The organism is Pseudomonas oligotrophica (genome assembly GCF_021726475.1).
GTDB classification, from domain to species: domain Bacteria; phylum Pseudomonadota; class Gammaproteobacteria; order Pseudomonadales; family Pseudomonadaceae; genus Stutzerimonas; species Stutzerimonas oligotrophica.
This window is the reverse complement of the sequence record NZ_JAKJRU010000008.1, coordinates 45750-62801: the sequence shown is the minus strand read 5'-3', so window position 1 is coordinate 62801 and position 17052 is coordinate 45750. Positions and strand designations below refer to the sequence as shown.

Here is a 17052-nt window from a genome sequence, read left to right as displayed (position 1 = left end):
TTAGGACCGTTGCGGACTTCGCCCAACGGCAAAGCGAAAAGCAACCAGCCTCAACGCTGGGTTAAATCCGATGCCAGTGGGAGAATGTCGCCCTTGCGCAACAAGGGAAGATATCAGATGTCGCGGGACTGGCTGGAAGAACACCAGATAGCATTTTATTTCGCGGCGGTGGTGGCCGCTGCCATTGCAGGCCTGAGCTCTGCGCAATTCACCGGACTGACGGCCATGGCCATCACACCGGCGATTGCCGTGCTGATGTATGCCATGTTTCTGCAGATTCCTTTTTTGGAGCTGCGAGAAGCTTTTGCCAACCGCCGCTTCGTCGGTGCCTTGTTGCTGGCCAACTTCCTATTGGTGCCATTGATGGTGTGGCTGGTGACGTGGCCGCTCTCATCGAACAAGGCCTTGTTGGTCGGCGCGCTGCTTGTCCTGCTGACGCCTTGTATCGATTACGTGGTGGTCTTCACCCACCTGGGCAAAGGGGACTCTCGTCTGGTGCTCGCGGCGACGCCATTGCTGCTGTTGCTCCAGCTTCTGCTGCTGCCCCTCTACTTGCGGCTAATCCTTGGCCCCGAAGCCGGCACAGTGATCGAGCTGTGGCCCTTCGCAGAAGCCTTCCTGTTACTGATCGTCCTACCCTTGGTAGCGGCTGTGCTCACCGAATTTGGCGGACGCCGATCTCTGCTGCTTCGCGCATGGAGCGCAGGTTGGGCCTGGCTGCCAGTGCCTGCAATGGCCCTGGTTCTAATCGTGGTGGTGGGTTCGCAGATCGCGGCTGTCGTGTACCAACTCGACATCCTGGCGCCGTTGCTTCCGGTATACGGAGCGTTTCTACTACTCGCTCCGGCCCTCGGCGTACTCAGCTCCCGGCTATTTGGCTTGGAGGCTTCTGCCGCACGGGCAGTGGCCTTTAGCTCAGGCACTCGCAACTCGCTTGTAGTGCTTCCCCTGGCCCTAGCGCTCCCGGAGTCCATTCGCGCGCTGGCCGCGGCGGCTGTGATTACTCAGACACTCGTAGAACTGATTGGTGAATTGATCTACTTACGGGCGATTCCAGCCATGGTCAGAAACAGTTGAGCCTCGTCGAAATCGGCGAGAGCGCTCATGCCTCGTGCTGTGGAGCAAGATTGATCAGCGGCGCAATGATGAGCTGAGCGGAGCGCGCCCAAGAAACCAGTGCCTCAAGATCCATCTGTAGAGATTGGGCTTCTGTCCAGATACAAGCACTCTCGGCAGGCACCGTAAGAGCGATGCCCTCAACTATCGTCAGAGCCATCGCATGCAATCTCAGTAGCTCGTCGCGAATGGAGGTGATTCCACCCAGTTCCACCAAGCAGACGTCCAAGCGATCAACCAGCCGGAGCAGTTGAGAGGTGTCGAAGCTGTCGCGCAGGTTTTCCAACGCCACGGCGTCCACTTCGCCGTACGGTGTAAGGCGGAAGGATGCGGGAGGAATGTTGATCATGGCGTTTTCTCGGTATCTAGCTGGCTAGGTCTGATCACCCGCAGCGAGCCGGCAGCTTGTTGGAACACCGAGTCCTTGATCCAGGGCTCCGGTGGCCGGTTTAGCTTGAGGTTGAATTCGCCGAAGCGCTTGAGGTTGCTGGTCAGGTAGAGTGGTTGGGCCCCCTTCAGCATACATAGCGGAACTGGTGTAGACGACTAGCCCTGAGCTAGGCCTTGGGCTTTCAAGCAGCTCCAATGATCGGCACTGAAGTGCTAGGGAGCGGATTACTTCTAAAATTCTGGCTAACACGCTCACACTTAAAAACGCTTCTGGATATGCTGGAAAAAGGCAAGCCAAGCAGGCGAAAAATTGACACTAACTACTTTCAATACAATGGTTATTTCTTGGGATATAACTCTTCTAAAGATAATGCCGGTAAATACGGATTTGAAGAAAGCCCTGCTGAAATCAAGCAAAAAGTGAAAGAGCTTTTACTAATCTAGCTCGGTCGAACAAACTAGGTCTATTGCTCGTTGAGTGATCGTCTCTGAGCATTTTAACTGCTGCCGTTGCTGGCAGCCATGAGTCAAAAATTGCACTCAACGACAGGCAGCTTTTGGCCGGAAGCTGCCCGTGGGCCTCCACTTTCGTAGCCCAGCCACCCAATAGATACGCATGAATTTCCGGCGTGAGCGCTGCAAAGCGCTCAAACTATAGGTAGCCACGAGACCACTCCTATTGCCTCACAGGCCATCAGCCGAGCTGCATCTGAAAGGTCAAACCATCAGGAGGTACCTCAGCCGTCGGCGATTTCCGACCTACGCTCTCTGTCTCGCTTAACACTAAGGGCCAGCTCAACCGCACGCATTCGCGTGGGCACTGTATCTCTCACCTTTGAGAAATCAGCATCACTTGCGGGCTTCACCTTAACAGCCTCTGCTCGTCCGGTTCGTCTATCGCCGTACCGGCTAATCGAATCGGTCGCCTGGTGACCCATGACATACGCCATCTCAACCGCAGACATGCCTGAAGCTTTCAAATTTGCTCCGAACTGGTGACGAAGCGTGTACATGCTCGGCACCTTCCTCCTACCGAATAGCTCAGTAGCGACTTGGTGAAGCGCAACGCGTATTGAGTCCATACTGCGCGGCTGACATTTAAAAGCAGCGAGAGCATCTCTCAAGATGTTACAGACACCATCGTCAGCCTCGAGCGTTCGGCTAGCGCCGCGTAAACCGTTGTGGCTAAGCTTTGCACCAGATACATGGATGCGCCGGCCGTCGATAGAAATGCCATTAAGCTCACATGGGCGCGCTCCGGTAAGAGATATCACCATCAAAGCGCCCGCTTCAACAGGCATATCTCGTTCAGCTAAATATCGGAGCCACGCCTCAAAATCAGCGGTAGAAAGCTTTTGCGGACGTTGTTGCTTTTGCTTGCGCGGAAGACCCAACACGGTGACCGGATTTAGCGTCCGATTGATTTCTTGAGCAGCCCAGAAATTGCCTCGACGCTTTTGATCAAACGCCAAAGCGTTACGTAAGCGCCGGTAATAATCCGGGCGGTAATCAGGGGCAGCCCGTAGCAAAGCACCAATAATATTGAGCTCATTAAGCTCAACGCCCTGCATTCGAGTTGCATAGAAGTTACTGGCCAAACCGACGTAGGCGCTTTGAGTATCTGTATTCATAACTATCTTCTTATTATTATCTGCGCGACACATGCCACACGATTAATTATTGCAAATACGAAAACCAAAAAACAACAACCAGAATATTATTTTTTATATAACCCACAAGCCCAAGATTGCAAATCCCAAAATCCCTATCCTTTTCTATATCGCGCCCTGGACTTTGGTTCGTTGGCCAAGAACGCACCATGTTACCTGACCCATCAAGACAACCCGCCGGGAGCAGCACATAGACCGACTGGATAGCGTCGGGTATCAGCAGGTGCTTCCACTCTTTCAGCCGATTCACATTTTAAAATGCGAGAACCAAGTAGAGTAATTTTAAATTGCGCTCACAGCCTGGGTCGGCGACGGACTGGCGCGATCGCTTACCGAGACACCACTGCCCACGACATACTGCTTGTGCCACTTTTAAATTATGAGTTTTGGGTCGAACACTCTACTAGATAGCCAGCCGAACGGCCTCCGGGGCGTTAACCAGAGACTGCATAAAAATACAGTTAGCCTATTGCCTTTTTTAAGCAGAGCAACTTAGAATTATGAACAGAACAACAACCTGAGGAAAAATCATGTCTATCCTAATTCTTAACTGCGAGCGCGACGAAGTCGGCGGTCAATACCTAGTAGCAAGCATTCACGGTGTGGAACACTGCGTATCACTTGATGATGACTATCCGGAGAAAATCCCAGATTCAGATGATATAGTCCACCGCATTAATGCAGATGACTTCAATGAGCTTTCTGAGAAGGTACGCTCCTACGTGCGCAAGCACAGCATAGCCCCCATTCATTCACTCGATGACGTTAGGCTGCTGGCGATGCAGCTCGGCGATATGAAAGCAAAGACCTACGAAATCGACGAAGAAGGTCATGGCCTCACGCTCCGTGACTGTAGCGTAGATAAAGGTGTACGCATCCTAGCTCGTAAATTTCAGAGTACATATCAGGCGCATCGCTGGCTGACCGAGCAACTGGATATTTTGAGTTTCAATGCACCACGGTAAGCGTGCACGCGCTAATGTCCCGCCATTGCATTCCCAATCAAAAGCCGCATGCAACCGAGGCGCGCTATATATAAAGACGTTTAATCGACTAAATTGACTTCAATGTGACTCGGTTAGACGTTGGCTTTATTGTAGATCGCCTGATTAGCTTGAAGACTGCCCACTTCAAATCTTTACTGTCTCGGTAGCCTTTCATTTACTAATGCCCGGCAACCGACGCACGCTTATAGATTGCACCAACAAAAGCGCATGGCATGCTGAAAGAGCTGAAGGCACATCAGCCTCGCAATTGGCAGTACCTGATCCAACGCCATCTGTCTGAAGGGATCAAACAGGAAAGCGGTGCCCAGTACATGACCGTGTTCTTCATCCGCCCTGCTGGCAGCAACCCGATGGCCTATTGGTTTATCCATCTGGCGAACAACTACCGCGCCAACGATGTGATGAAGAAGATCCACTGGAAATACGGCAACAACTTTTCCCATATGCTGTCGCCTTCCAGCTTTTTCGGCTACGACGCCAATCGGATATCGCCGTGACAGGCCAACACGATTTGCTGTTGGATGAGCATCACTTCGACGATGCCACCGATGACCGCGTCCGAGGAGAACTTTCAGAGCTCTTGCCCAAACAGGTCTACGAGGTAGAACGGCAACCTTTTTTGGGCCTGATGAGCGGATTGACCAACTACACCATGGCTGACGAGTTTCGCGTAAAGCAGGCGCTCGATATCGCTGTTGCGACCGGTGATTTGCCGGCGGTCGGTAAGGATGGCAAGACCAGGCGTCGCAAGGGCACTAGCATCAAATCCAGTGATATTCTGATAGCTCCCCCGCAGAGCCCCATCTTCTTCGTGCCACAGCTGAAGAAATCCAGCTCGGAGAACTGAGGTTCGGCACCGCTCCTTGCTCGGTGGCTCGCCTTAACCGCATCGGTACCGGTAGCTTGGCCCATCGCGTGAAATGCCGAGCATTTCGCTCTAGGGGTCTGGCGCGTCGATCAAATAGCCCATCCCACGCGCGGTTTGTATGAGCTTAGGTTCGAACTCATCATCGATTTTTGCTCTCAGCCGTCGTACCGCCACCTCAATCACATTGGTATCGCTGTCGAAATTCATGTCCCATACTTGGGAGGCGATAAGGGACTTTGAGAGCACTTCCCCGCGACGCCGAAGTAATAGCTCAAGAAGTGCGAATTCCTTTGCAGTTAGGTCTATTCGTTTCCCCGATCGCGTAACTCGACGCCTGAGCAGATCGACCTCAAGGTCGAGGAGTTTGAGTATTGTTTGGTTGGGGACATTATTGCCGCGGCGAAGCAACGTACGGATCCTGGCTAGCAATTCGGAGAAGGCAAACGGCTTGATGAGATAATCATCAGCGCCCAACTCCAATCCCTTTACTCGATCCTGAACCCCGTCTCGGGCGGTGAGAAAGAGCACGGGAACCTCATTACCAGCAGCGCGGACTTTCTGTAAAACCTGCCACCCATCCAGGCCAGGCATCATCACGTCTAAGATGAGCAAGTCGTATGTGGTATGAAGCGCGTGCTGAGCAGCATCGGTCCCGTTTTCAACTCTATCGACTGTGAAGCCTGCCTCTGAAAGCCCCTGCTGTAGGTAGGTGCCTGTTTTCGGCTCGTCTTCAGCAACAAGAAGCTTCATGAAAGTATTCCCTCCGGCATTTGGAGCAGTGTGCCGATTGTCAGGGCGTGCAGCCAGTACCTTACAGAAACGTAATGCTCGCATCATCTGTCTGACAGCTTGTAGCGTTAACGTCTACATCAGCAGTTGCTCCCACACTCTGCTTTTTGGCCTTTTCCATGCTCCTTTGGCCTATCGGCGCCTAGATGGCGCCCTTTTTTTGCCCGCTGGAAACAAGACCTATTTGCCTGAACGAAAAGGCACCATGCACGCTACCTGCGCTTTCGCTTGGGCTCACTGCCTTTATGCATTACTGACGAAACCGTAATGTCTAAATCAGGGTTCTGACAGGAACGCTCGGTTAGCTTAGACACAAGACCAAGCCAAAGCCAAAGCCTCTATTTATGGAGCTGCGCTGGGTCTCCCATGTCTTCGAACGAGGTAACAAGTAATGAAATTCTTCAGATCCGTTTCTGTACTGCTCGCCATCGCAGCAAGCTCTTCCTATGCAATGGCAGAAGGTGGTGGTGATCGTACCTTTGCTCGTATGGAGCAGGCTCGCCAAATAGCGATCGCTAGTTATCAGGCTGACCAGAAGGACCAAGCCCAGGAGGTAGCCTCAAAAGCAACTTCAGCGAAGCACGCCCACGCTAATTGCTGAAGCGAAACCTTACGCAACTGTGACCATGCACCTCTCGGAACTGTGGCAGCTTTCTCGGATGTTGTAGTTGCCACGGTGTTGGTAGTTGTAACATTCGTTGGAAGAACCGGCGATATCAGTATTAACAGCGCACATTATCAAAGCGATTATTATCAAAGCTGCAGCCTAAATTAAACTATTAAGATGATCGGAATATAATAATGTGAAGGCAGCGGTTAGAGGCTGATGGTATTAGCCGTACATTGAGCAATCTTTGACTTCAATGAGTATCGTTGCAACCGGATCCTTGCACGGAAATCAAAAGCCATTGCGCAGCTTCCACCTGGAGATTGACATGCTCACAGGCGATTTTTTGGGCGATTTCTGAAGCGCTTTAAGCTTACAAAAATGTAATCCCGCGTCTTTCTTAGGCATGCCATATTTACGATTAAAGGCGAGTCGCTTGATAAGACAGACCGTGCGCGAGTTTCTAAGATCAATTAACGCTGGCAACACCAACCTTACGGCTGGTTTCGGCTTGGCTCCTTAGTTTGATTGGAACCTACACATGCAACGTAAAACCTCTAGGCGAACCTTTGTTAAAGGCTTGACTGCCGCAGGCATCCTTGGCGGTCTTGGCTTGTGGCGAGCTCCGGTCTGGGCAGTGACTAGCCCAGGCCAGCCCAGCGTACTAAGTGGCACGGAGTTCGATCTGCTGATTGGGGAGACGCCGGTCAATATCACCGGCGCGGCCCGGACAGCGATGACTATCAATGGGACCATCCCAGGGCCGCTTCTACGTTGGCGTGAAGGGGATACCGTCACGCTGCGAGTCAGAAATAAGTTGAGCGAAGATACATCGATTCACTGGCACGGCATGATCCTGCCGGCCAACATGGATGGCGTGCCTGGATTGAGCTTCCACGGCATCGCTCCCGATGGCATGTATGTCTACAAGTTTCAGGTTAAACAGAACGGTACCTATTGGTACCACAGTCATTCAGGCCTACAAGAGCAGCTTGGTGTCTATGGTCCCTTGGTCATCGATGCGAAGGATCCCGAACCGTTCAGCTATGACCGCGACTATGTGGTGATGTTGACTGATTGGTCCGATGAGGATCCCGCTCGAATCCTTTCTAAGCTCAAGAAGCAGTCCGATTATTACAACTTCCACAAGCGCACTGTCGGAGACTTCATTAACGACGTGAGCGAAGACGGCTGGGCCGCTACGATTGCGAATCGGAAACTGTGGGCTCAGATGAAAATGAGTCCCACCGACCTCGCCGACGTAAGCGGCTACACCTATACCTATCTAATGAACGGCCAAGCACCCGACGGGAACTGGACCGGCATCTTTAAGCCCGGCGAGAAGCTTCGTCTGCGGTTCATCAACGGCTCGGCCATGAGCTATTTCGATGTCCGCATTCCAGGGCTGAAGATGACTGTAGTCGCAGCCGATGGCCAATACGTCAACCCAGTTAGCGTCGACGAATTCCGCATTGCCGTGGCAGAAACCTACGATGTGATTGTCGAGCCTGCGACCGAGGAGGCTTACACGATCTTCGCCCAATCGATGGATCGCACAGGATACGCCCGTGGCACGCTAGCGGTTGCCGAAGGGCTGAGCGCTCCTGTTCCAGAAACCGATCCTCGACCACTAATCACCATGGACGACATGGGGATGGATCACGGCAGCATGGGCGGTATGGCGGGCATGGACCATGGCGGCGACATGGGCGCGATGGACCATAGCAACATGTCCGGCATGAACCACGGTGACATGCAAGGGATGGGCGACATGGGCGCAATGGCCGGCATGGATCACAGCAAAATGGGTGGGATGTCCGGGATGGACCACTCTGGAATGGCTGGAATGAGCGCAGATATGCAATCGCACCCGCCCTCAGAGTCCAATAACCCACTGGTGGACATGCAGACCATGAGCCCAACTCACAGGCTGAACGATCCCGGTATTGGCTTACGAGACAACGGCCGCCGAGTCCTGACCTATGGCGACTTGAGAAGCACTTTCCCCGATCCGGACGGCCGTGAGCCCAGTCGGACGATCGAACTCCATCTCACCGGCCACATGGAGAAGTTCTCCTGGTCATTTGACGGCATAGAGTTCTCTGATTCAGAGCCCCTGCGGCTCAAATATGGCGAGCGGGTACGCATCACTTTGGTCAACGACACCATGATGACCCATCCGATTCATCTGCATGGTATGTGGAGCGATCTTGAGGATGACAATGGAAAGTTCATGGTTCGCAAGCACACGATCGACATGCCTCCAGGTTCGAAGCGCAGCTACCGCGTGACAGCCGATGCACTCGGGCGTTGGGCTTATCACTGTCACCTACTGCTTCACATGGAAATGGGCATGTTTCGTGAAGTCCGAGTGGACGAGTAAGAGGAACTTTATATGGGAAATTTTATGAAGCGTAAAACTCTTATCGGCAGCGCGTTAATGTTCAGTCTGCTGGGCGTAATGAATATATCAGCTGCGTTTGCAGAGCAAACGCATGATCAGCACAAGCAACCATCGGCTTCGTCGCAAAATTCAGGCAACAAGCCGGCATCTCAGACACAAGGCTCCTCTAACTCAGAAATGGACCACGGCGACATGGGTCATGGCTCGATGGACCATGGTGAAATGGACCATGGCAAGATGGATCATGACCCGAAGGCTACTGGTACTGAGGTGGATTCGCACCATGACCACTAGATCTTCTCGCTTTGCTCTTATTGCGCTCGGAGTTTCGTTGAGCGCAGCGGCTGGACGGATAGCCAACGCCGCCGAGATGATGGATCACTCGATGCATCAAACCCCTCCTATTCCGGCAGCTCAAGCCCCTGCATCTTCTGCCAAGCCCGCGGCAATGAATCATGGCTCCGGTGGGCAAATGGACCATTCTGCAATGGGTCATGGTGCGATGGACCATAGCAAGATGAACCATGGCCAAATGAAGCATGACGATACGCTCGAAATGCCCGGCATGGTTCATCCCTCGTTCATTCCAGTATTGACCGATGCGGATAGAGAAGCGGCTTTCCCTGGTCTTCAAGGTCATACGGTCCATGACAAGTATCTGGCCTGGTTCCTTCTGCTAGATCAACTTGAGTACCAGGACGCAAATGAAGGTAGCACCCTCAGTTGGGAAGCTACTGCCTGGATTGGTGGCGATATCAATCGGTTCTGGTTTCGCTCGGAAGGTGAGCGAACGAATGGCGTTACTGAAGACGCGGAAATTCAGGCGCTTTACGGGCGTGCAATCAGTCCCTGGTGGGATGTAGTAGCAGGTGTTCGCCAGGACTTTAAGCCCGAGTCGCCGCAGACGTGGGCGGCTTTAGGCGTCCAGGGGATGGCGCTGTATGGGTTTGAGGCGGAAGCCACCGCCTTCGTCGGTGAAAGTGGGCAGACAGCAGCACGTTTTGAAGGCGAGTACGACATTCTCCTAACTAACCGGCTCATCCTCCAACCGACTGCCGAGCTCAATTTCTATGGCAAGGACGATCCTGCACGCGGAGTGGGCGCTGGTCTAGCAAATACAGAGGTGGGGCTCCGCCTCCGATACGAAATCGTTCGTGAGTTCGCACCGTACATCGGCGTCACGTGGAGCCGGGCATACGGTAATACCGCTGATATGGCGAGAGATGAGGGCGAAGACCTAGATGAGGCGCGGTTCGTTGCTGGCATCAGGCTTTGGTTTTAAGGACCCTCGATGAAAAGAATAATTATTAGCTTCGTTGCCTTCTGTGCTCTGGGCCTGTTGGTAGTGGCCGGAGTTGTTTTCTCAGGACTGATTAGCGTTGCCGCGGATGATCCTCATACGGGAGTCGTGCACGCATTCCTGGAAACTGCTCGCAATCGCTCGATTGAGGTTCGTTCCGAAGACATAGTCGTGCCATCTCTCGACGATGAAGACCAAATCCGCGCCGGGGCGGGGAACTACGACTCGATGTGTGTGGGTTGTCATTTGGCGCCAGGCATGGCTGAGACCGAGCTAAGCAATGGCCTTTATCCCGCTCCACCCAGCCTGGCTGAAGCGGGGCTATACGGTGACCCAGCAAAAACATTTTGGGTCATCAAGCATGGCATCAAGGCCACTGGGATGCCCGCGTGGGGTAAAAGCATGGCTGACCCGTACATCTGGGGAATGGTGGCTTTTCTGCAGAAGCTTCCTGAGTTAGATGAAGGAGCGTATCGAGCACTCGTTGCGTCTAGCGGTGGTCACCAGCATGGTGGTGGGGAGACCCCAGCTGGGCATAGTGAGCAACACGGCGAGATGGCCTCGGGCGACCACCATCAGGGCGACAGTGGCGGCTCGGATCACCATGGCTCCAGCAGCACAGGTGGAGCATCCGGCCAATCAGGCTCCGGTCATCATGGTAATAACGAAAGCGATGACCATCATGCGTCCGAGGAGCCCCAGGCGGTTGAGCACAGCAATGGCAGTGACAGTGCCGATGCGGAAGGCAAATCCCCTTCAAAAAACCATGTGCACGCAGACGGGAAGCAACACGAGCACTAACATCCGGTATATGTGTGCCTATGCGGTTCTGATCGAGGCACTAAGAAAGGCGGTTCAGCAAGCAGAGGATCGGCCCTAGGCCATCCTAGTCGACGCAACGGTACCGGAGGGCTTTGCAATTGCTTCCTTCCTAAAAGTTAGGCCGCAAGGCCAGTAACTTACCTAGTTAAGCGGCTTGCGCTCCGGCCGTTCCCCAACGAATGCTCCCAGTCGTGGCGACAGGGAGCTCCCTCATTTTCAACTCAATCATCTCGAACAGACTAGCGAAGCCGTACAGGCAATCTGACGGCCACATCGCCACCAACTGCGCCCGCAGATCCCCGGTGCGGTTGGACTTACCTTACAACATTGTAATGAGGTTTTTCGAAACGGGCTCGGTAGGAGCGTGTCGTAATTCAGTGTCTGCTAACAGGCTGATGAGCCATATCGGCCAGTAAGCAAACGACGAAATACAACTATCGAACCCTGGAGAACGTAAATGACAAACTCAATGTTCGCATCCTGTATCCAAGCTTGTTCGAACTGTGCCCTAGTGTGCGAAATGTGCGCCTCTGCTTGCCTACGCGAGGATGATGTAAAAATGATGGCTCGCTGCATCGAGCTTGACCGCGACTGCGCGGACATTTGCAGGTTGGCTGCCACACTGATGAGCCGCGAAAGTGAATATGCTAAGGAGTTCTGCGCCCTTTGCGCCAAGATCTGCCGTGCATGCGGAGAGGAATGCGCGAAGCATGAAATGGATCATTGCCAAGAGTGTGCGAAGGCGTGCATGAACTGCGCTGAGGAATGTGAGCGAATGGCAGGATAACATCCGTAACTCACTGCTCTGGCACTACTAAATTGGGAGTGTCAGAGCCCCTCGAAGAATAAGAAAAGCCATGGTGCGCTTAATGTTCGCGCCTCCATGACATATCGAAAAAGTGCGTACGATACCCGCAACTGCCAAGAGCGAATCAATCCCTGTCCAGCAGCATTTCATTCCAAAGCGAAATACGATAGTTACGCGCTAGCAACTCTTACTTAGCCACCGATGATCGCCACCGTAACGGTCTATTCTCTTGCCACTGTCTCCCGATTGAGCGCTGAAAACTAATTGAGTGAATTAGCATGAAAGCTCCTGGCAAAAAGGCGGTCCAACAACAACCAAGCGGGCCATGCGACCTTATTTTGCTGGGAGAAAACGAAAATGGTTTTGCGAATATTCCCATCGCAGCGATTGGCTTTGCTGCTAGTACTGCTCGCCGTTCTGCAACTCAGTGGCTGCGCCGTTTCCCCGCGCCTGAAACCAAGCGACCAGCCAAGCGTTGCTCGCAAAACCTTTGTCATCACTGGTGCCTCCAGTGGCTTCGGCCGCGGCGTGGCGCTCAAGCTTGCCGCTCTGCAAGGCGACGTGGTGCTAGCGGCCCGCCGGACCGACGTGCTCGAAGAACTGGCCGCGCAGATACGCATGGCTGGAGGATCGGCACTGGTGGTGACCACCGACGTGAGCAACCCGAACGAGATGCAGGACTTGGCACGAGCCGCCATCGAGCGTTTCGGCAGGATCGACGTTTGGATTAACAACGCTGCGGTCGGAGCGCTGGGTCGTTTCGAGGACGTTCCCGTCGAGGACCATGCGCGGATCGTGGATGTCAATCTTAAGGGCATGATCTATGGCAGCCACGCAGCCATGCGCCAGTTCAGAGCTCAAGGCTTCGGCACGCTTGTCAACGTGGGCTCAGTCGAGAGCGAGATACCGCTGGCTTATCATGCCTCCTCCGCAGCGACCAAAGGTGGCGTCATAAATCTCGGCGCGGCAATCGCTGAGGAGATTCGCCTGAGCGGTAGCGAGACCATCAATGTCGCCACCGTCATGCCCTGGGCTGTGGACACACCGTTTCTGGGAATCAATTTGCCCTTTCTAGTTCATTGATCAGGGACTTCATTTCTGCGATTTCTCGGCGCTGAGCGTCGATGATTTCGTCAGCTAACTTGCGGACGCGAGGATCTGAAATCTGAGCTCGTTCACTTGTTAGGATTGCTATGGAATGGTGGGGGATCATGGCCTTCATGTAGTCCGTGTCGTCTACCGTCGCTTGCCCACGTACAAGCCATAGTGCAATGGTAAAAGCTACTGCACTTCCTGCCAATATCGCTAGGTTTACTGACTTACGCTTATACATGTTGAGCATGAATGCGAGCATGACTACTGCCATTACCGCGCCCATCACTAATGCCATCCAAGCGCGAGTCTCGCTCCAAAAAACATGCTCGAACGAGTAAGTATTTAAGTACATCACGCCATACATAATGATCGTAGACGTGGCTACCATCGCTGCAAAGCGCCAGTAAGACATTTGCATAGTTAGACCTCTTTAATGATTGCTGCTGGATCGGCGACTCAACGTGTTCGCGCAGCCCTGCTTAGAAGTGGCTTTCGAATGCTCTCCTAAAAACGGACAAGCCGAAGATGATGAGGTTTCGATTTTTTGAGAAGCTTACAAAAATGTAATCATCGACCGCTTTAAGACCGGCTTAAAGCGCTGCCAGCGCTGTACTACGCGTAATGTTCCCCTGAACTAATCAATCGCTAATAGCTTATAAGCAGACAATACCAACGTCGCGCTATGGACCACTGCGCGAAAGAGCGGGCCCACTAAGATGGCCTTCAAGCCTTGAGACCCGACTACTCGGCTTAGCAAGCCCAAAGAGTTATCGTGAGCAATAGAACACTCGGAGAGAACAATTCAGCACCCAGCATATGCCACGTTCTTGTCGAGTGTGACCGCAGGGTTAGTATTCGCACATTAGATGTGTGGCGGCTAAGACGGCTGGGTGTAGCTGGCTCCAAAACTGAGCGGCGAGGTTATTCTGTCCCAAGCCGCGCCTTTCGTGGCGCGCGGGACCTCACTCACTTTGAAACAACAGACCTTCGATTCGATCATGTTCTTCCGGTGTTGGCAGGGCAGATGAGTCAACATTGCCAATACTATTTGGCTGACCATTTTCTGGTGGGCCAACTTCAGGGTGGTAGGCGCCATCTGCGTCGAAAGCAACCCAGCCGTACAATTCTCGGATGACTTCGGAAGGATGGCCATCTTCCATTGCCACATACCAGTCCGCCAATCGGAAACGCTTACCGGCAAGCTTAGAAGTAGCCATTTCGGCTCGAACCAGCGCCAGATATAGCGGGTGCGGCAGTTCCTCTACGGCGCCGGTTTCGTCGAGCAAGAACGTGAACGAGGCGTGCGACCGTTGCTCTGTAGAACCGGCTCGCTCCTCTTCCTCGCCTAAGGTAAACACAGGAGCAAAGCCGCCCCCCTCCGTTCGAAAGTTGGTCGTTTGGCCTTGGTAGACCCTGGCAGCGTTCCACTGCACCTCGCCAGCATAAGCGTACGCGCGCAGGTCAAACTTCATTGGTCGTACCTGAGGGTCGGCGACGGTTCTACGCTCGCCAGGAGCTATAAGGGACTGGGCCAAGTAGTTTCCGCCAATGATTTCTTCCCAAACCCGCTTGGTGAGCTTGTCTCCTCGGTACGCACCGCGACTACCAAACCCGCTGACAGGCTTGAAAAAGAGGCTACGGCGGTTTTGCCAGAGGTGCTCCGCATTGCGATGCTCGACAGGAACCGTAAGCGGGACGTACTGGGCCAATACGGCTCGGACTTGCTGATCGACGCCAATCTCTTCCAAAAAACGTGCGTTGGTTAGGTCAACCAACCGGCGTTTGTCGGCATAAAGGGCATAGGCCTGAGGATGTGGCGTTACCGTCACGACATCAGCCAAATAAGCGCTGCGCAGCGCGCTGCAATTGTCGCCTTCCAGATAGAAATCGGTGAGTCGGTTGTAGACGAGATCCACAGGCTTCCCGTCGACCAAGAGGCACTCGTTGTGAAAGGCCAGATCGGCTGGGTCCGCGATTAGGCAGTCGATTCCTGCTGACTCGAATAACCGCTGAAAAAGAAGGAACTCCGGATACAGGTATTGGGCTTGTGGGCTTTCATCCAAGATCACCACGCGCGTGAGCGGACGTGGCTCGCCGCTCGTAGACCATTCCTGGGCGAACATATCCAGAATCGAACGCTCGAAGCCGCCGGGTCCTTCCTGACCTGGCGAAAGCCCGACTACGCCGCTGCAACAACTACGCTGCGCGCGGGCGAGCAATACGTTTAGCATCGCTCCGCCCGCATTTGTGTTTATTTCGATGAGCCCAAGCTTGTCATCATCCAGATGGAAGTCGTAGCCAAAGAAGACGCCGCGCGCGCCCCGAGGATCGTGTCGGGCAATAGGAGGTGCAGAATCCAGAGCATGCTCACGCCAACCGGGCGAGCTCACGGTCTGCTCGATGGCCTGAATAACCTCATTAACCTGGCGCAGCCGCAAGGATGAAACAAAGACCGGTCGTGCTGCAAACACATGAGGGCAACGTGACTTCAATAGCTCCGACAGCTCTGAATTCCCAAGCTGTTCGGTCAATGAGTTTACGAGCGCAGCTTGATCTAGGCTTACGCAGAAGCACGCTTCGTTGAGCGCTGCGGCTGTCGTACCGCATTTTCTCGATGAGGACGCTTGCACGGGAACCTCCAGAACCAAACATACAGCTTCGAAAGTCTCGGCCTCTTTCGGTTCAGCCTGGCGTTTCTATGAGCGTAGGTCAGGGTCGTTGCTGGCACTCTGCCATTAACTAGACATAAGCTTTGGAAGCGTCATTGTGAAAGTCGTATGCCCCTCAGCTGATTCGCAAGCGATGCGCCCTTTGTGCGCTTCGACTATCGAACGAGTGATAGCCATGCCGAGGCCCGCATTCATGGTGGTTCCTTCGCGCCTTGCGGTGTCGACCCTATAGAATCGATCAAACACTCGGGCCTGAAGCTCGGCTGGAATCGTTGTGCCTCGGTTGGATATGGCTGTGCAAACCGAGCCACCGCTCTCGCTTATTTCAACGCTGATGGTGCTGCCTTCCTCTGCATATCGAACTGCGTTAGAGACTATGTTTGAGACGGCCCGTCTCAGCATCGATTTATCGCCATGTACCGATCCATCGCCTGAAAGCGCGATTTCTACCTTTTTGTCCTCGGCTGCAAGCTCGTAATATTCGATAACGCTCGCGGTAATCTCAGCCATGCTGGCATCTTCGGCATTGGGCGTAATCTTCCCGTTGTCCGCCTTGGCGAGGAATAGCATGTCATCGACCATCTTTGACATGCGCCTAAGTTCTTCGAGGGCGGAATACAAAATGTCTTTGTAGTCGGTATTCTCGCGGTCGCGCAAGAGCGCGACCTCCATTTGGGTAAGCATGCTGTTCAGCGGCGTTCTTAGCTCATGCGCGATATCCGCTGAGAAACCTGACAATCTGAGAAAAGAGTCGTCCAAGCGCGAAAGCATTTCGTTGAAGTTGTCTACGAGTTCATGCAGCTCGCCTGGCACCGACTCGGTTGGAATTCTGGTATCTAAGCAGTGGGCGGTTACCGTAGAAGAAGTCTTGGACAGTTCGTCTATTGGTTTTAAGCCTTTCCTGATCAGAACAACACCTAACGCGCCACTCAGAAGTGCACTAACGACAAGCGTATAAGCAAACCACTGCTGAATCATATCGAAGAAGTGGATTCGGTGCGTTACATCCAAAGCCAAATAGATAACAGTGTCCTGCCCTTCTACCCACCGATTTACTTTTCTGGTAATTCCGCTGTACTGGTGGCCACCGAAACTTACCGTCCAGCGTTCCTCTTGGATGTCTGTGACAAGAGGTAGCAAGCTCTCAGACAGATTGTGATGGGAGTAAACCGTCTTACCGTCTACTACAACCGCAGTCGCGAAGCCAAAGGAGTGCTCAATAACGGCATCGATCCTTGAAGCGGTCTCAGGCCCGAATGCTGAGCTGTTGAGTAGCGTACGCTCTACTGCAGCGGCCTTTTCATTAAGCACTTGTGCATCTTTGCGTTCGAAATGGAGCTGACAAAAATAATTAAAGCTGATTGCGGCCGCCAGCAGCACAACCGTAACCACGAGCATGAAAGCTATCGCCATTCTGCTCGTCAGTGACACTTTTCCCATCAGTACGGTCCTGGTTAGGCCATCAAGCACAAAAAAGCAGGTGGGGCACCCCCCACCTGCTTCGATC

General features: G+C 53.4%; 17 protein-coding genes and 1 pseudogene. 11 read left to right on the top strand and 7 right to left on the bottom strand.

Translation table 11 applies throughout. The annotated features are described in order from the left end of the window. The first annotated feature begins 117 nt into the window (after positions 1–117). Positions 118–1077, top strand: a complete 960-nt coding sequence (locus L3N39_RS16515) for an arsenic resistance protein (RefSeq protein ID WP_003292675.1) — start codon at positions 118–120, stop codon at positions 1075–1077. A 25-nt stretch (positions 1078–1102) separates the two neighbouring features. Here the strand turns inward: L3N39_RS16515 and tnpC are convergent, their stop codons facing one another. Both tnpC and L3N39_RS16505 read right to left on the bottom strand, forming a co-directional pair. After that, positions 1103–1465 carry a Tn3 family transposase post-transcriptional regulator TnpC gene (gene tnpC, locus L3N39_RS16510; protein WP_003292676.1) on the bottom strand — a complete coding sequence of 121 codons (363 nt, stop codon included), beginning with the start codon at positions 1463–1465 and terminating at the stop codon, positions 1103–1105. After that, positions 1462–1638, bottom strand: a complete 177-nt coding sequence (locus L3N39_RS16505; RefSeq protein ID WP_003292677.1) for a hypothetical protein — start codon at positions 1636–1638, stop codon at positions 1462–1464. Before L3N39_RS16505 ends, tnpC begins: the two co-directional genes overlap by 4 nt. Before the next feature lie 63 nt (positions 1639–1701). On the opposite strand from L3N39_RS16505, the gene L3N39_RS16500 reads away from it, so the two are divergent. Then, positions 1702–1950, top strand: a complete 249-nt coding sequence (locus tag L3N39_RS16500; RefSeq protein ID WP_101153433.1) for a hypothetical protein — start codon at positions 1702–1704, stop codon at positions 1948–1950. A 293-nt stretch (positions 1951–2243) separates the two neighbouring features. Here L3N39_RS16500 and L3N39_RS16495 read toward each other — a convergent pair whose 3' ends face one another. Then, complete coding sequence (locus L3N39_RS16495) at positions 2244–3137, bottom strand: site-specific integrase (protein WP_076545176.1); 894 nt, start codon at positions 3135–3137, stop codon at positions 2244–2246. A gap of 569 nt (positions 3138–3706) precedes the next feature. Between L3N39_RS16495 and L3N39_RS16490 the strand changes: the two genes are divergently transcribed. Further along, entirely contained in the window at positions 3707–4141 is a 435-nt protein-coding gene (locus L3N39_RS16490) for a hypothetical protein (protein WP_017246346.1), read from the top strand. A 257-nt stretch (positions 4142–4398) separates the two neighbouring features. Continuing rightward, positions 4399–5030 (top strand): annotated as a pseudogene (gene tcmP / locus L3N39_RS16485) (three-Cys-motif partner protein TcmP); the annotation flags it as partial. 90 nt (positions 5031–5120) lie between these two features. Here tcmP and L3N39_RS16480 read toward each other — a convergent pair. After that, on the bottom strand, positions 5121–5801 hold the full coding sequence (locus tag L3N39_RS16480; RefSeq protein WP_003292635.1) for a heavy metal response regulator transcription factor: 681 nt from the start codon (positions 5799–5801) through the stop codon (positions 5121–5123). Between the two features lie 430 nt (positions 5802–6231). Between L3N39_RS16480 and L3N39_RS16475 the strand changes: the two genes are divergently transcribed. From L3N39_RS16475 to L3N39_RS16445, 7 genes are all read left to right on the top strand, one after another. Next, positions 6232–6441: a co-regulatory protein PtrA N-terminal domain-containing protein gene (locus L3N39_RS16475; RefSeq protein ID WP_015275566.1), complete on the top strand. Its 210-nt coding sequence runs from the start codon at positions 6232–6234 to the stop codon at positions 6439–6441. A gap of 547 nt (positions 6442–6988) precedes the next feature. After that, positions 6989–8830 (top strand): copper resistance system multicopper oxidase, encoded by a 1842-nt coding sequence (locus tag L3N39_RS16470; RefSeq protein WP_237258536.1) that lies wholly within the window; start codon positions 6989–6991, stop codon positions 8828–8830. A 24-nt stretch (positions 8831–8854) separates the two neighbouring features. After that, positions 8855–9145: a hypothetical protein gene (locus tag L3N39_RS16465; protein ID WP_170934340.1), complete on the top strand. Its 291-nt coding sequence runs from the start codon at positions 8855–8857 to the stop codon at positions 9143–9145. After that, entirely contained in the window at positions 9135–10133 is a 999-nt protein-coding gene (locus tag L3N39_RS16460; RefSeq protein WP_237258535.1) for a copper resistance protein B, read from the top strand. Before L3N39_RS16465 ends, L3N39_RS16460 begins: the two co-directional genes overlap by 11 nt. Positions 10134–10142: 9 nt before the next feature. Continuing rightward, entirely contained in the window at positions 10143–10952 is an 810-nt protein-coding gene (locus L3N39_RS16455; protein WP_237258534.1) for a c-type cytochrome, read from the top strand. Between the two features lie 478 nt (positions 10953–11430). Then, positions 11431–11760 carry a four-helix bundle copper-binding protein gene (locus L3N39_RS16450; protein WP_041754615.1) on the top strand — a complete coding sequence of 110 codons (330 nt, stop codon included), beginning with the start codon at positions 11431–11433 and terminating at the stop codon, positions 11758–11760. Positions 11761–12174: 414 nt separating this feature from the next. Continuing rightward, entirely contained in the window at positions 12175–12864 is a 690-nt protein-coding gene (locus tag L3N39_RS16445; RefSeq protein WP_231600321.1) for an SDR family NAD(P)-dependent oxidoreductase, read from the top strand. Here L3N39_RS16445 and L3N39_RS16440 read toward each other — a convergent pair. The 3 genes from L3N39_RS16440 to L3N39_RS16430 all read right to left on the bottom strand — a co-directional run bounded on the left by L3N39_RS16440 (position 12839) and on the right by L3N39_RS16430 (position 16985). Then, positions 12839–13294, bottom strand: coding sequence for a DUF305 domain-containing protein (locus L3N39_RS16440; RefSeq protein WP_003292642.1), 456 nt, complete (start codon positions 13292–13294; stop codon positions 12839–12841). The two genes, L3N39_RS16445 and L3N39_RS16440, sit on opposite strands and share 26 nt — an antisense overlap. A gap of 544 nt (positions 13295–13838) precedes the next feature. Beyond that, positions 13839–15407, bottom strand: coding sequence for a hypothetical protein (locus tag L3N39_RS16435; protein WP_236719895.1), 1569 nt, complete (start codon positions 15405–15407; stop codon positions 13839–13841). Positions 15408–15611: 204 nt separating this feature from the next. Continuing rightward, the gene (locus L3N39_RS16430) at positions 15612–16985 is read right to left on the bottom strand and encodes a heavy metal sensor histidine kinase (protein ID WP_003292645.1); all 1374 of its coding nucleotides are present in this window, start codon (positions 16983–16985) and stop codon (positions 15612–15614) included. Positions 16986–17052 lie beyond the last annotated feature (67 nt).

Bases quoted from the DNA above. Each gene is read 5' to 3' on its own strand.
- L3N39_RS16465 (WP_170934340.1), top strand. From the start codon at position 8,855: ATGAAGCGTAAAACTCTTATCGGCAGCGCGTTAATGTTCAGTCTGCTG.
- L3N39_RS16440 (WP_003292642.1), bottom strand. From the start codon at position 13,294: ATGCAAATGTCTTACTGGCGCTTTGCAGCGATGGTAGCCACGTCTACG.
- L3N39_RS16455 (WP_237258534.1), top strand. From the start codon at position 10,143: ATGAAAAGAATAATTATTAGCTTCGTTGCCTTCTGTGCTCTGGGCCTG.
- L3N39_RS16470 (WP_237258536.1), top strand. From the start codon at position 6,989: ATGCAACGTAAAACCTCTAGGCGAACCTTTGTTAAAGGCTTGACTGCC.
- L3N39_RS16515 (WP_003292675.1), top strand. From the start codon at position 118: ATGTCGCGGGACTGGCTGGAAGAACACCAGATAGCATTTTATTTCGCG.
- L3N39_RS16480 (WP_003292635.1), bottom strand. From the start codon at position 5,801: ATGAAGCTTCTTGTTGCTGAAGACGAGCCGAAAACAGGCACCTACCTA.
- L3N39_RS16430 (WP_003292645.1), bottom strand. From the start codon at position 16,985: ATGGGAAAAGTGTCACTGACGAGCAGAATGGCGATAGCTTTCATGCTC.
- L3N39_RS16460 (WP_237258535.1), top strand. From the start codon at position 9,135: ATGACCACTAGATCTTCTCGCTTTGCTCTTATTGCGCTCGGAGTTTCG.
- L3N39_RS16505 (WP_003292677.1), bottom strand. From the start codon at position 1,638: ATGCTGAAGGGGGCCCAACCACTCTACCTGACCAGCAACCTCAAGCGC.
- L3N39_RS16475 (WP_015275566.1), top strand. From the start codon at position 6,232: ATGAAATTCTTCAGATCCGTTTCTGTACTGCTCGCCATCGCAGCAAGC.
- tnpC (WP_003292676.1), bottom strand. From the start codon at position 1,465: ATGATCAACATTCCTCCCGCATCCTTCCGCCTTACACCGTACGGCGAA.
- L3N39_RS16490 (WP_017246346.1), top strand. From the start codon at position 3,707: ATGTCTATCCTAATTCTTAACTGCGAGCGCGACGAAGTCGGCGGTCAA.
- L3N39_RS16500 (WP_101153433.1), top strand. From the start codon at position 1,702: ATGATCGGCACTGAAGTGCTAGGGAGCGGATTACTTCTAAAATTCTGG.
- L3N39_RS16495 (WP_076545176.1), bottom strand. From the start codon at position 3,137: ATGAATACAGATACTCAAAGCGCCTACGTCGGTTTGGCCAGTAACTTC.
- L3N39_RS16450 (WP_041754615.1), top strand. From the start codon at position 11,431: ATGACAAACTCAATGTTCGCATCCTGTATCCAAGCTTGTTCGAACTGT.